Here is a 12,947-nt window from a genome sequence, read left to right as displayed (position 1 = left end):
TCGGAGATCAGTATGACATCCTCACCTCAGGCAGCTTCGGCTCAGGGCACGGGAGTGAAGAAAGAGGCCGAACAGCGCCGCACGAAGATCGTCGCGACCCTTGGCCCGGCCTCCTCCACCCATGAGATGATCCGCACACTGGCTCTCGCCGGCGCTGACGTGTTCCGTCTGAACTTCTCTCACGGTTCGCATGAAGACCATGCGAAACGTCATGCCACTATTCGCGACGTCGAGGCCGAGCTGGGCCGCCCGCTCGCCATTCTGGCGGACATGCAGGGCCCGAAGCTGCGCGTTGGCACGTTCGCCGACGGCAAGGTCGAGCTGGTCGAGGGCGCGCGGTTCCGTCTCGATCTGGATCGTACGCCGGGCGATACCCGACGCGCCTGTCTGCCGCACCCCGAAATCATGCGTGCTGCCGAGCCGGGCAGCCGCCTGCTGCTCGATGACGGCAAGATGCGTCTGCGCGTCGTTGCCTGCGACGAAACGCATATGGACACCGAAGTCGAAGTCGGTGGATGGCTGTCCGAGCGTAAGGGCGTGAACGTGCCTGACGTGGTTCTGCCCATTCCGGCCCTCACCGAGAAGGACCACAAGGATTTCGCTTTCGCACTCGACCTCGGTGTCGAGTACGTGGCGCTCTCCTTCGTGCAGCGCCCGGAAGACGTGCAGGAAGCGAAAGACATCGCCAAGGGCCGGGCCTGGATCATGACCAAGCTCGAAAAGCCGCAGGCCATGGAGCGTCTGAGCGACATTATCGCGCTTTCCGACGCGGTCATGGTGGCCCGCGGTGATCTGGGCGTCGAGCTTCCGGCTGAGGAAGTGCCTATCGAGCAGAAGCGTGCGATCCGCGAAGCCCGCTTCCAGGGCAAACCGGTCATCGTTGCCACGCAGATGCTCGAAAGCATGATCACGGCTCCTACGCCGACGCGTGCAGAAGTGTCTGACGTGTCGAATGCCGTGTTCGACGGCACCGACGCAGTGATGCTCTCCGCTGAAAGCGCGGCTGGCAAATACCCGCGCGAAGCCGTGGAAGTGATGGCCCGCGTGACGCGTCGCGTCGAGAACGATCTCGAATGGCGCATGCAGGAAGAGGCCCTTCGTCCCGACAGCGATGGCACGACCGGTGGCGCCATTGCAGAAGCTGCATGGCATGTTGCGCAGTCCGTCTCGGCAGCGGTTATCGTGGTCTACACGCAGAGCGGCCGTGGTGCGCTGCAGATTGCCCGTGAGCGCGCTGATTGCCCGGTTCTGGCCCTTACGCCGGATGATGAGACGGCGCGTCGCCTGAACATGGTCTGGGGCGTGCGCGCCATGTCGGTCGGTCAGGAAACGCCGGTCTATGGTGTTGAAGGCGTAGTCGATCAGGCTGTCGGTCTGGCCGTGTCGGAAGGCTATGCCGAAAAGGGCGACAAGCTGGTTCTGCTCGTCGGTCTGCCTTTCGGCCAGCAGGGTTCAACCAATACCCTGCGCGTCGTCACCATTTAGAGTTGCTTCTGGCGGGGCATGGCCCCGCCGATGCACCCTTCATGAAGGGTTTCCTAAGGACGAGCGCCCTTTGGTAGGGATTGGGGCAACGCCCTGTACAGATGAGGGGTGCGGCCCCACTCCCCGGAAAGGAATGAATCCCCTTTCATATTCTGCTTTTTCCTGAAATCAGGCCTGACGGTTCTCGAGCAGGCTGCGACGGATGCGGCGTCCGCGCGAGATCGTCTCTACGATGGTTTCCTCGTCGCCTTTACGTATAGCCGCAGCCATGGCGGCAGCATCCTGACTGAAACGGTCCAGCACGCTCAGAAGGGCGTCGCTGTTGTTCAGAAAGATGTCGCGCCACATGGTCGGATCTGAGGCCGCGATGCGTGTAAAATCGCGAAAGCCTGAGGCGGCGAAATCAAGCACATCGGCGCGCATGTCCTCAGCCAGCGTATCGGCCGTGCCGCAGATGGTGAAGGCAATCAGATGAGGCAGATGGCTGACCATGGCGCAGATCGTGTCGTGATGGTCGATATCCATTACGCGAATGCGGGAACCCATGGCGCGCCAGAACCCGGCGATACGCTCAACAGCCTTCTGAGGCGCGTCCGCAGCCGGGGTCAGCAGGCACCAGCGATCTTCGAAAAGCGTGGCAAAGCGGCATCGGGTCCTGAATGTTCGGTACCCGCCATGGGGTGAGCCGGAACATAGGCGATGTCGCTGCGCAGAAGCGGGGTAAGGGCATCGACCACACTGCGTCGTGTGGAGCCAACATCGGTCAGGATTGCCCCGGGCTTCATATGCGGCAGAATCAGTGCGGCAACCGGGGCAATGGCACCCACCGGCACGCAGAGCATGACGCAATCGGCGTCTTCGACCGCTTTCTGCATGTCGTCGGTAATCACGTCGCCCAGATCGAGGCAGCGTATACGCTCGAGCACGACCGGATCACGATCGGCCACGATCAGCTTCCCCACCAGTTCGGGCTGGGCGCGCAGGCGACGCAGGACGGACGAGCCGATCAGGCTGGACCGATGACGCAAAGAGTGCCGAAAAACGGCTGGGTCATGACACTTCGCTCCGGGTGACAGGATCGGCATAATCCAGGGTCTCGTTTTGCGAGGCCATATGCTTGTTTCTGCGCAGGCGTCGCATCTCGGAAATCTGCCACATCGCCATGACCGGTATGCCGATGGCGATGTCGCGCCCACGGCGCAGGAGGGAGAGACCCAGTGAGATTTCGGCTTCTATGCCGAAGAAATAGCCAAGGGCGACATAGGCGGCTTCCTGAACACCGAGGGCGGCGGGCACAAGAAACGAGGCGGACATGATGCCGCAGACCACACCCTCGATTGCTACCGCGCCCAGATAGCCGATATGGGCGCCCAGCAATTCAAGAGAGAGCCAGGTAATGCCAGCCCCACCCAGCCAGCACAGCAGATGACCCAGGGCGCCTGTCGCAATGCGGGCTGGACGCGCCCAGAGCAGATCTAGCTGTGCCTGAAACGTATCCATGTTGTCGATCAGCGTCGTGCGCCAGCCTTCAGCAATATGGCGTCCCAGGAAACGTGCAGCATGATGAACGGCGACGCCGCCGCGCTGCTGCGTCCAGATGAAGCCTGCTAGACCCAAAGCCAGAAGCGCCATGCCTCCCAGAACGGGCCAGGTGAACTTGTTGCTGCCGCTATGATCGAAAAGACATGCCAGAGCGATGATGACGAAAACGATCTGGCCCAGCACTTCGGAGGTTATATCGACGATATTGGTCGCGACAGCGGCGGGCCATTGCATTGAGCCAAGTCTGCGGCTCAGTGTCGGAATGCTGCATGTGGCGCGGATGCCGATCACCATGCCGCCGAGCTGCGAGAAGGGCAGGCAGTTGCCTGCCGCATCACGCACAGCGCGTGACGCGATTGAGCGAAAGAGACCGACCTCGGGGCAGGCACAATACCATGAAATGCCCAGACCAAGATCGATCACGGCCTGGCGCCGATCATCGCCAGAAATCCCCCGATTCCGACGCGCTGCATGGCACTGAAAACATGACCGATGCCGAGCCAGGCCATGATCCCCGTAAGGAGAGCGAGGCCGAGCAGGGAGAGGATGAGGGTCAGGGTTTTCAAGGCTAGTCTTGTCCGAACGACGCAGGGTTGCGAGGGGCCTCATGCAGCCCAAACCGAGGCAGGATGAGGTTTCTGCGGCATTTTCTAGAGTATGTCGCGCTGTCGAGTGTTCGCGGCTGTCTACACCAGACAGTCTGCTTTCGCTACTCCGTGGCTGAATATGACGAAAAAGCCATCACCCGCAGGTTGCTTGTCCTTGCGTGAGCGGTATGGTGCCCTATCGATTTGCACTAAACGAGAGCATATAGGCCTAACATGAGTGAATACACGCTGATTACCGGTGCAACCGGTTTTGTCGGTTCGGCGGTCGCGCGTATTCTCAAGCAACGCGGTCACAAAATAAGATTGCTGGTACGTGCCGGAGCCGATCTGTCGAATCTTGAAGGCCTCGATGCTGATCTGGTGATCGGCGATCTGACTGCGCCGGAAAGTTTCGGCCCGGCTCTCGCTGGATGCCGTTACCTGTTTCATGTGGCGGCTGATTATCGCCTCTGGGTGCCTGACCCTGCGGTCATGATGCGGGCCAATGTCGAGGGTACGCGTCGTCTGATGATGGCTGCGCTCGACGCCGGGGTGGAGCGCATTGTCTACTGCTCTTCCGTTGCCGCTCTTGGTCTGACCAAGGACGCCACCCCCGCCAATGAACAGACCCCCGTCACCGAACATGATGTGATCGGGGTCTACAAACTCTCGAAATATCGGGCCGAGCAGGAAGTGCTCAAGCTGGTGCGTGAGCGCGGTCTGCCTGCGGTGATCGTCAACCCCTCCACGCCTGTCGGGCCGCGCGACATCAAGCCGACCCCAACAGGTCAGATGATCGTCGATGTGGCTTCGGGCAACATGCCCGCTTATGTGGATAGCGGGCTCAATATCGTGCATGTCGATGACGTGGCCGAGGGCCACGCCCTGGCGCTTGAAAAGGGCGTGATTGGCGAAAAATACATTCTTGGCGGCGAGAATTACATGCTCGGCGATTTTTTCTCGCTGATCAGCGAAGTGGCCTGCGTCAAGCCACCGCGCATCAGGCTTCGGCAATCATGGTTGCAGCCGGTGGCGATTGTCTCCGAATGGCTGGCGCGAGGCTTCGGGATCGAGCCGCGGGTGACGCGCGAGACGCTCGCCATGTCCAAGAAAAAGATGTTCTTCACTTCTCTCAAGGCGCAGGAGCAGCTCGGCTATGCACCACGCCCGGCGCGTGAGGCGGTGGCAGACGCGGTAACCTGGTTCCGCGAACATGGGCGGATCGCTACGAAATGATCAGAAATCTGATGGCGGCCTCTGCGCTGGCTGCCTGGGGTAAGCTGCTCTTTGCTCATGGGCGATTCTGGCGTACGGGCACCCGCCTGACCCCGGTCAATGCAGTGTCGGCCAGCGTCTGGCCAGATGTTGCCGTCGTTGTGCCAGCCAGAGATGAGGCGGAGTCGATCCAGCCCTGTCTCGCGACACTGCTCCAGCAGGATTACAAAGGCAGGCTGAGTGTCATCGTTATCGATGATGGCAGCACGGATGGTACGGGCGATTTGGCCCGACAGGTGCCGGACCCGCATGGTCGCCTGACGGTCGTCACCGGGCGCGAGCGTCCTGAAGGCTGGAGCGGCAAGCTCTGGGCGGTGCATCAGGGTGAGATGGTCGCGCGTGAAAAGGTCAGTGCGGACGGGTTCATCCTGCTGACCGATGCCGATATCCTGCATTCGGCCCTGCATCTCGAAACACTGGTCGAAAAGGCGCAACGCGACGGGCTCGACATGGTCTCGGAGATGGTGGTGCTGAATTGCGAGAGTGCGGCAGAGCGGCTGCTTGTGCCAGCTTTCGTCTATTTCTTTGCGATGCTCTACCCGTTCGAGAAGGTCAATGACCCGACTTCTGAAGTGGCCGGTGCGGCGGGGGGGACGATTCTGGTGCGTCGTGCCATGCTCGAACGTATCGGGGGCGTCGAGACCGTGCGTGGCGCGCTGATCGATGATTGTTCGCTTGCCTCCGATATCAAGCGGGCAGGCGGCAAGCTCTATCTCGGCCATAGCACTCTCGCCTGGTCAATCCGCCCCTACCGTGGTGCGGGCGATATCTGGCGCATGATCGCCCGCACGGCTTATGTGCAACTGCGGTATTCTCCGATCATTCTGCTCTGCACGGTGATCGGTATGGGGCTGGTCTGGCTCGCGCCTGTCTATTTCGCGCTCTTCGGTCGCGGGCGGGTGCGGATCATGGGCGGCGCCTCGCTGTTTCTCGCTGTCATTTCCTTTCTGCCGACGCTCTCACGATTCAGGCTCTCGCCCCTGCGTGCGCTCGCTTTGCCTGTGGTGGCGGCTTTCTATATGGCGGCAACCGTCGGTTCGGCGGTCGACCATCATCGTGGGCGCGGCGTTCAGTGGAAAAGCCGTTTCTATACCGAGGAGACCCACGCCTGATGAATGCCATCAGCAGGACCGTCGACCCAATCTGGGGTGAGTCTGATGTAACCTCGCCCAAGGGCGCTGGTGATGAGAATTTTCCGGTCGGGTCTTTGCTTTTCGCGAAAGCCAACCGGGCGCATGTCACAGCCTATTACAATTTTGCCCGTGTTATCGACGATATGGTCGATAACGCAACCCTCTCTGGCGAGGCAAAGATTGCACGGCTTAGGGGAATGGAAGAGGTCATTCGCGGTGAGCGCGAAGCGCCCCATCGCGCCGACGCACAGACAGCCGTGATTCTGCGTCACCATCTTCTTCAGACTGGCGTGCCGCTTGAGACTGCGACAGATCTGATTACGGCGTTCGTTCAGGACGCGGTGAAGAACCGTTATGGCAATTGGGACGAGCTGCTTGGTTATTGCCGCTTTTCGGCCAACCCGGTCGGGCGCTTCCTGCTGCTGCTGCATGGAGAAAAGGCTGAGACGTTGCCGCTCTCTGATGCGCTTTGCAGCGCGTTACAGGTGCTCAACCATCTTCAGGATGTAACCGCCGATCTGAAAACGCTCAATCGTTCCTATCTGCCGCAGGATCTGCTGGATGCCGAGGGGGCGAAGGTCGAGGACGTCCTCTTGGCGCGCAGCAAGCCTGGGTTGCGTCGTGTGTTCGATCGCCTGCTCGACGAGGTCGATCATCTGAACCGCGAGGCTTCGGCCCTGCCCGCGCTGGTGCGCGACAGGCGCATGCGTGCTTATTGTGCGGTTGTGGTGGCTTTGTCGCATCGGCTTGCGGCAAGGCTGCGGCGCGAAGATCCTGTAGCGGATCGTGTCAAACTTGGTCGTGGCGATGGCGTGTTTGCGCTGGCAGTGGGAGCCTGAAAGGTATCCGACGCTCCTGAGCTCGTGCAATTCGCGTTCTCAGATCATCTTTGTTCCTCGCTTGCAGCGGGCAAAAAAGCTCTGGCAGGGCAAGCGGTGCGTTTCAGATCTGGAAGCGCGATGCCTGCGTATTAAGTCGGTTATTCTTGCGTTTCCTCGCTGCGTCGTCGCTATATGATCGGGCTCGACGGGTTGAGCCGAAGATTGCACAATATTTCGTGGGGAAATTGCAGCACCTTGACGCTTGAGTGGCCAATCTCAAGACAGTAATGATCTGTCAATGCTAGCTGAGGGCGTGCTGATATGAAGACGGCGATATGTTTGGTTGTGAAAGACGAAGAGTCGGAAATCGCGTACTGGATCGCCTGGCATAAAGCGCTCGGCTTCGACAGCTTCATTATTTACAATGATTTCTCTGACGATAATACCGAATCTGTCATCCTGTCGCTGATGGATAGTATCGATATTCGCTATGCGCGTAATGCGGTCAATCGGGACCTTCATAATATCAGGCAGGTTCGCGCCTATAATGATGCCGTCACGCGGTATGGCAGCGAATTCGACTGGATCGCGTTTTTCGATGCGGATGAGTATCTCGATCTCGACGGCCAGGATATCGGCACATATCTCCAGGGGGTTGGAGACGCCTCTCTCGTTGCTTTCAACTGGAGCTGTGTTGGCCCCAACGGATTTGTCAGCCGCCCTGCGGGCGCTCCCGTTCTGAATTATACCAGACACGGTACGCCCGACCTTTATTGGAACCGGCATACAAAGGTCATTTTTCGGCCATCCCGTCTTACCGGCGAGATCTCGCAGGTTCATAACGTCTATGTCAGCGGCGACAGCGTTGATGCCGCAGGGCGGCCGATCGTCTGGGCGAGCAAGTTTGGTGGTTTTACCGAAAGCGCTCCGGACTGGCGGGGCGGGAAACTGGTGCATTATCAGTCACGCTCTCTCGAGCATTACGTCAAAAGAGACAGACACCTCGAAGAGGTACGCCGGGACGCGGGAGACCCGCTGCATACAGTGGTTAATCAAAGCGAATACAACGCCGTAGAGACGTCATTTGCCGAAAGCTACATCTCTGAATTTCTCGTATGGATGCAGAGGATCGCATCGCAGCAGGCTGAGGCCATTGCGCGAGTGATACGAGGCACGCCTTCGGCGTTTCTACTGCAGTTCGCAGGAATGATGGGTGCACCCGATGTCCCGGTATTCCGACCGAGCTATCGCGCGCTTGAGCACGAGATACGCAGCAACTGGATTTCGTTTCACGAGAACTCAGGCGGCATCCTGAAGGACGCGTTGCAGGACGGTGATCAGTGGATTGCCTTTCATCTGGACGATCATTTCGGGCGCCGCCTCGGCTCGTTGCAGGGGAAACTGTCCGTTGACGACAGCGCAGAAGATCTGATCGGTATTTTCAGTCGGGGCAGTAGATATGTGCATCTTTTCACCGCTAACGGTACGCCGTGGCAGATAAAAGGTGATCCAAGAATAACGCAGGGTCTGACATTTGAGGCGTGGCAGAACAGCGATGGCACAGTTTCATTGTCTCATCCGCGCACGAATCGCTATCTTGGCTTCCTGCCAAACGGCAGCTACTCCGTTCACAAAATCCGGGCACTCGCCTGGGAAAGCTTTGCTCTCAGAACCCTGATACAGGCAGAGTGCCCAGCCTTCATCAAGGGGGCGGCGTCATATCTGTCGGGAATCAGCAATCTTGAGGATTTCAGACGAGGCTGCGAGAAGCTCGATCGTTCGACCGCGCCTCTGTTATTCAATGCCTATGCGGCGCTCGATGAAGCTTCGAGAAGATCGGTGGCCCTGCTGGTGAAGGGTATTCTCCGAGAGCATCTCTTCTGACACGAAGAGGTGGATACTCACGCGGTCAAAGCGTGAGGCTATGGTCTGTCGGGAAACTGCTGGGCCTGCGCTGCGGCAGTGAAACAGATCAGCGGTCTCTCGTGTGAAGAGAGAAACTTCGTAACGTTCTGGTTCCCGGAGCAGCTTACCGCTCAGACTGGCGCACTACATGAGTGGCCTGTCTGAGCGGCATTTCGGCAAATCAGGCCAGAATCTGGTCTAGGGCGGCACAGAAGCCTTCCATGTCCTTCATTGAGCCGACGCTGACGCGTGACATGGTGGGCCAGATATCCCAGTTGCGGCCGATTTCAACCTTCTTGGCGGCGAAGGCGGTTTTCATCTGGGAGGCGGGCTTTTTCCAGTCGACCAGGAACATATTGGCCTGACTGCCCGGCAGAATGCGGATATTGCGCTTGGCCAGATGATCGAAGGTCATGCTGCGCGCGGCGATCATCTCGTCGCGTCGTGCCTTGATAGCGTCCGTCTGGGTGAGGCTGACCGCACCGGCGGCGAGGGCCACGATGTTCAGCATCGAGATCATGTTCGGGCCGTCATAGCGCATCATGCGCTTGTGCAGATCGGGGCGGGCGAAGGAGAGGCCGAGGCGCAGACCGGCCATGGCGAACATCTTCGAGAATGTACGCAGAACGATGACGTCCTTGCCCTGCTTGACCAGCGAGATGGCGCTCGGGGCGCCCGAGAAATGAATATAGGCCTCGTCGACGATGATGACCGAGCCAGCGGGCTTGTTGTCGGCCAGCCAGGCAATGTCTTCGAGCGGGGTGACGGTGCCGGTCGGGTTGTTGGGGCTGCAGATGTAATAGGCGCCCGCATTCGGGTCGGCCTTGAGCATGGCGCGCACATCCGTAGCATAGCCATTATGGGCCGAGAGCGGCACGCGCGTGAGCTTGATCTTCATCCAGTCAGCGGTGCGCCATGCGGCTTCATAGGTCGGATTGGCCGTCACCAGCCCGCGTTCGGGCGAACAGAAAGTCACGACGGAACGACAGAGCGGATCGCTGGAGCCGGGCCAGGGCAGGGTATGCTCTTCGGAAATGCCTTCGACGGAAGAGGCAGTACGGAGCAGGGTCGAACGCAGATGGTCGGGCTCGTAGCGATTGCCGAACGGCACCTGAGCCTGACCGGCGGTTACGGCAGAGGGGAAAGGGCCGGTCCAGCATTCGTTGCTGCCGATGCGAATCATGTCCGGATGGCCCTCGAACGGGTCGTCACCGGGGGCTTGATGGCGGCGAAGGCTGAAGAGCTGAACTGGGTCAGGGCGGCGCTCATGCCGAGCAGGCTCGTCAGGCGGCCGAAATGGCGGCGTGAATATCCACGTTCCAGAAGATCTTCTCTGGCTTCCTGGGTGAGTGGCGCGGTCATGAGCATATCTCCGATGGATCAGATGTCGGCAAGGAGACGGTCATTCGTTTCGAATGTCAAATCATTTTCCACGCAAAAATGCGTGCTTATTGTCAGTACTCATTCTTTTCACCCTTGAGTGGGATGGAAGTCGGAAGATTGTTGCCGCCAGCGTAGGTCAGGAGCAAGATCGTTGCCGTATTGCCCGATACACCACGATGGGCGTCATCCATGCTCTCGGCAAAGGCATCGCCTGATGAAAGACGCGACTGGCACCGCTTGCCTTGTCCTGAATCGTCAATTGGCCCTGGAGCACATAGCCGACATTGGGGATGGGATGGGTGTGCCAGGGCAACGCCGTATGAGGCGGGATGGTGAGACGAATCATCGTGAGCGTGGGCTGGCCAGACGGGTAATGCGTATAGGGTTTGCTATTCCAGGAGCGATCGGCCTTGAGCAGATGCTCGGCATGGGCGGTAGCCGTTTCCTGCGCGTGGGTTGGCCCGGACGTGCCTGCATAAAGGCTGAGGGCAAGTAATGCGAGCGTCAGAGATCTGGCGATTTTCATGAGGAAATTCCTTCGGCGAAGAGGGCGGGCGTAGAGGCAAAACGCTCGTGATGCGGGGAGGATTTTGCTGTTTGATTTTTTGCAGGTAAAAGGCGCAGCTCTTGGATGATACAGGGATGAAGCTGTGAGCGGGTTTCGACAGGAAGCGGTGCTGGGCTGTGCCCCGGCCGATCTTGAGCATGTTCAGGCCATTGTGACCCGCGCTGGCACGTCTTTCGCCAAGGGAATGAAGATACTGCCTGCCGAGAGGCGCTATGGCATGTTCGCCGTCTATGCCTTCTGTCGCGAGGTAGATGACATTGCCGATGGTGACGTGCTGGTGCCTGACCGTATCGAGGCGCTCAAGGACTGGCACAAGCGTATCGAGCGCCTTTACGACGGCGAGACGCAGGATGGACTCGACCGCGCATTGGTGGCGACGATCACCCGTTTTGCGCTGCGCAAGGAAGATTTTGCTGCGGTAGTCGATGGCATGGCCATGGATGCCGCAGGCCCCGTGGTGGCCCCCGATGAGGCAACGCTCGATCTCTATTGTGATCGCGTGGCCTCTGCCGTGGGGCGGCTTTCGGTGCGGGTATTCGGTGATGCGTCACCCGAGGCAGATCGCGTGGCGCATCACCTCGGTCGGGCGCTTCAGCTCACCAACATCCTGCGCGATGTGCAGGAAGATGCCGATAGGGGCCGCCTTTACCTGCCGCGCGAATTGCTGGTGCGTTATGACGTGCCGCTCGACCCGCAGGAAGCGCTTTACGCGTTGGGGCTTGATCCGCTGGCACGCGTTCTGGCTGCCCGCGCTGCCGATCATTTCCGCGAAGCCCGCCTGGCCATGAAACGCTGCGACTCCGTCGCCATGCGACCGGCACGAATCATGGCGGCGTCGTATCGCCCGACCCTGACAGCGCTGCTGTGTCGGGGCTGGCGTCATCCGGAAGTGCCGGTCAAAGTCAGCAAGGCCGCCCGCATCCTGCGCTCACTGCTCGCCTATTATCGCTGATCCATGACTCATGTTCATATCATAGGCGGCGGTCTTGCCGGTCTCTCCGCTGCGGTCGACGTCATCGGGCGCGCTCGCGTCTCGATTTATGAGGCAGGGCCCGCCTGTGGTGGCCGGGCGCGCTCGTATTTTGACAAGGCGCTCGATGCGCGCATCGATAATGGCAACCATCTTCTGCTTTCGGCCAACAAGGCAAGTTTTCGCTATCTCGGCCTGATCGGGGCTGAGAAGACCCTGACAGGCCCTGGAGCGCCGCTCTTTCCCTGGTTCGATCTCTCGACCGATACGGCCTGGACGCTTCAGCTATCGAAAGGACGTGTGCCGTTCTGGGCGTTTTCCAGACGCCGCCGTGTGCCGGGTATGAAACTCCCGGAGCTGGCGGTTCTGGGGCGTTTATTGAAGGCTGGTCCGGATCAGACCGTCGGCGCTTTCATGGGCGGTGGGATGCTGACCCGCAGATTGCTCGAACCCTTTGCGATTTCGGCGCTCAACACGCCGCTCGAAACGGCAAGCGCCGCGCTTCTGGCGGCCATCGTGCGAGAGACACTGGCCCTTGGTGGCACAGCCTGCTGCCCCTGGTATCCGGCTGAGGGATTGTCGGAAAGCTTTGTCGATCCGGCGATCGCCCATCTGAAGCGGCTTCAGGGCGAGGTCCATTGCGGGACGCGTATCGCGGGGCTCGATGTGCAGGGGGGACGTGTGGTCGGGTTGAAAACCGGCAGCGAGACCATTGCGATCGGATCGGAAGACAAGGTGGTGTTTGCGGCGCCTTCTCCCGTCGCCCGAACGCTGGTCGCGCCGCATCTGCCCGGTTTCACCGCGCCCGATGCCTATGAGAGCATCATCAACGTCCATTACCGGCTGCCCGCCTCTGTCACTGCGCGTGGCATGCTGGGAAAAGTCGGATTTGTGGGGCTCGTTGGCGGTGTGGCGGAATGGGTCTATCTCAAGGGTACGATTCTTTCCGTGACTGTGAGCGCGGCCAATCGCTATGCTGCGCGCGACAATGACGAGCTGATTGCCACGATCTGGTCGGAAATCCGTCAGGCAGTGGGGCCGGTTCTGGTCGAGACTCTGCCCGAGACGGTGCCGCCTGTGCGTCTGGTCTGCGAAAAGCGGGCAACCTTTGCGGCCACACCGGCGCAGGATCGGCTGCGGCCACAGGCAAGGACCGGTCTGGATAATCTGGCGCTTGCCGGTGACTGGACCCAGACAGGTTTACCTTCGACCATCGAAGGAGCAATACGCTCGGGCGCGGAGGCCATCAGGGCTCTGGGTCTGTCACGCTGATATCGA

At 59.9% G+C, this 12,947-nt stretch carries 12 protein-coding genes and 1 pseudogene; 7 read left to right on the top strand and 6 right to left on the bottom strand.

Going from position 1 to position 12,947, the window contains the following annotated elements:
• The first annotated feature begins 12 nt into the window (after positions 1-12).
• Positions 13-1,485: a pyruvate kinase gene (pyk, locus tag JCM25414_RS10490; protein WP_081775890.1), complete on the top strand. Its 1,473-nt coding sequence runs from the start codon at positions 13-15 to the stop codon at positions 1,483-1,485.
• A gap of 168 nt (positions 1,486-1,653) precedes the next feature.
• On the opposite strand, the pseudogene JCM25414_RS19255 reads toward pyk, so the two are convergent.
• The 3 genes and pseudogenes from JCM25414_RS19255 to JCM25414_RS25050 form a co-directional block, all read right to left on the bottom strand.
• Positions 1,654-2,539: pseudogene (locus JCM25414_RS19255) on the bottom strand (prephenate dehydrogenase/arogenate dehydrogenase family protein).
• Positions 2,536-3,450, bottom strand: coding sequence for a lysylphosphatidylglycerol synthase domain-containing protein (locus tag JCM25414_RS19250; protein ID WP_242403502.1), 915 nt, complete (start codon positions 3,448-3,450; stop codon positions 2,536-2,538). Before JCM25414_RS19250 ends, JCM25414_RS19255 begins: the two are co-directional and overlap by 4 nt.
• Entirely contained in the window at positions 3,447-3,593 is a 147-nt protein-coding gene (locus JCM25414_RS25050) for a hypothetical protein (protein WP_242403501.1), read from the bottom strand. The genes JCM25414_RS19250 and JCM25414_RS25050 overlap by 4 nt, the downstream gene beginning before the upstream one ends.
• A gap of 255 nt (positions 3,594-3,848) precedes the next feature.
• Here JCM25414_RS25050 and hpnA point away from each other — a divergent pair, with 255 nt between their 5' ends.
• The 4 genes from hpnA (at position 3,849) to JCM25414_RS10460 (ending at position 8,727) form a co-directional block, all read left to right on the top strand.
• A complete protein-coding gene (hpnA, locus tag JCM25414_RS10475; RefSeq protein ID WP_025841613.1) occupies positions 3,849-4,850 on the top strand; it encodes a hopanoid-associated sugar epimerase in 1,002 nt (333 codons plus the stop codon).
• On the top strand, positions 4,847-6,001 hold the full coding sequence (locus JCM25414_RS10470; protein ID WP_025841612.1) for a glycosyltransferase: 1,155 nt from the start codon (positions 4,847-4,849) through the stop codon (positions 5,999-6,001). Before hpnA ends, JCM25414_RS10470 begins: the two co-directional genes overlap by 4 nt.
• Positions 6,001-6,861, top strand: coding sequence for a squalene/phytoene synthase family protein (locus JCM25414_RS19245; RefSeq protein ID WP_035443187.1), 861 nt, complete (start codon positions 6,001-6,003; stop codon positions 6,859-6,861). The genes JCM25414_RS10470 and JCM25414_RS19245 overlap by 1 nt, the downstream gene beginning before the upstream one ends.
• Before the next feature lie 303 nt (positions 6,862-7,164).
• Positions 7,165-8,727 carry a glycosyltransferase family 2 protein gene (locus tag JCM25414_RS10460; protein ID WP_025841611.1) on the top strand — a complete coding sequence of 521 codons (1,563 nt, stop codon included), beginning with the start codon at positions 7,165-7,167 and terminating at the stop codon, positions 8,725-8,727.
• 202 nt (positions 8,728-8,929) lie between these two features.
• Here JCM25414_RS10460 and JCM25414_RS19240 read toward each other — a convergent pair whose 3' ends face one another.
• The 3 genes from JCM25414_RS19240 to JCM25414_RS19235 form a co-directional block, all read right to left on the bottom strand.
• A complete protein-coding gene (locus tag JCM25414_RS19240; RefSeq protein ID WP_148301049.1) occupies positions 8,930-9,931 on the bottom strand; it encodes a pyridoxal phosphate-dependent aminotransferase in 1,002 nt (333 codons plus the stop codon).
• Positions 9,928-10,110, bottom strand: coding sequence for a hypothetical protein (locus JCM25414_RS23030; RefSeq protein ID WP_148301048.1), 183 nt, complete (start codon positions 10,108-10,110; stop codon positions 9,928-9,930). The genes JCM25414_RS19240 and JCM25414_RS23030 overlap by 4 nt, the downstream gene beginning before the upstream one ends.
• A 157-nt stretch (positions 10,111-10,267) precedes the next feature.
• A complete protein-coding gene (locus JCM25414_RS19235) occupies positions 10,268-10,657 on the bottom strand; it encodes a cupin domain-containing protein (protein WP_408734886.1) in 390 nt (129 codons plus the stop codon).
• 124 nt (positions 10,658-10,781) lie between these two features.
• On the opposite strand from JCM25414_RS19235, the gene hpnD reads away from it, so the two are divergent.
• Both hpnD and hpnE read left to right on the top strand, forming a co-directional pair.
• Positions 10,782-11,651, top strand: a complete 870-nt coding sequence (hpnD, locus tag JCM25414_RS10445; protein ID WP_025841610.1) for a presqualene diphosphate synthase HpnD — start codon at positions 10,782-10,784, stop codon at positions 11,649-11,651.
• A gap of 3 nt (positions 11,652-11,654) precedes the next feature.
• A complete protein-coding gene (gene hpnE / locus JCM25414_RS19230; protein ID WP_035443186.1) occupies positions 11,655-12,941 on the top strand; it encodes a hydroxysqualene dehydroxylase HpnE in 1,287 nt (428 codons plus the stop codon).
• Positions 12,942-12,947 lie beyond the last annotated feature (6 nt).

It is taken from the genome of Asaia platycodi JCM 25414 (assembly GCF_000614545.1).
GTDB classification, from domain to species: Bacteria; Pseudomonadota; Alphaproteobacteria; order Acetobacterales; family Acetobacteraceae; genus Asaia; species Asaia platycodi.
Note: the sequence above shows the minus strand (reverse complement) of the source record. Positions and strands in the feature narration are given on the sequence as shown.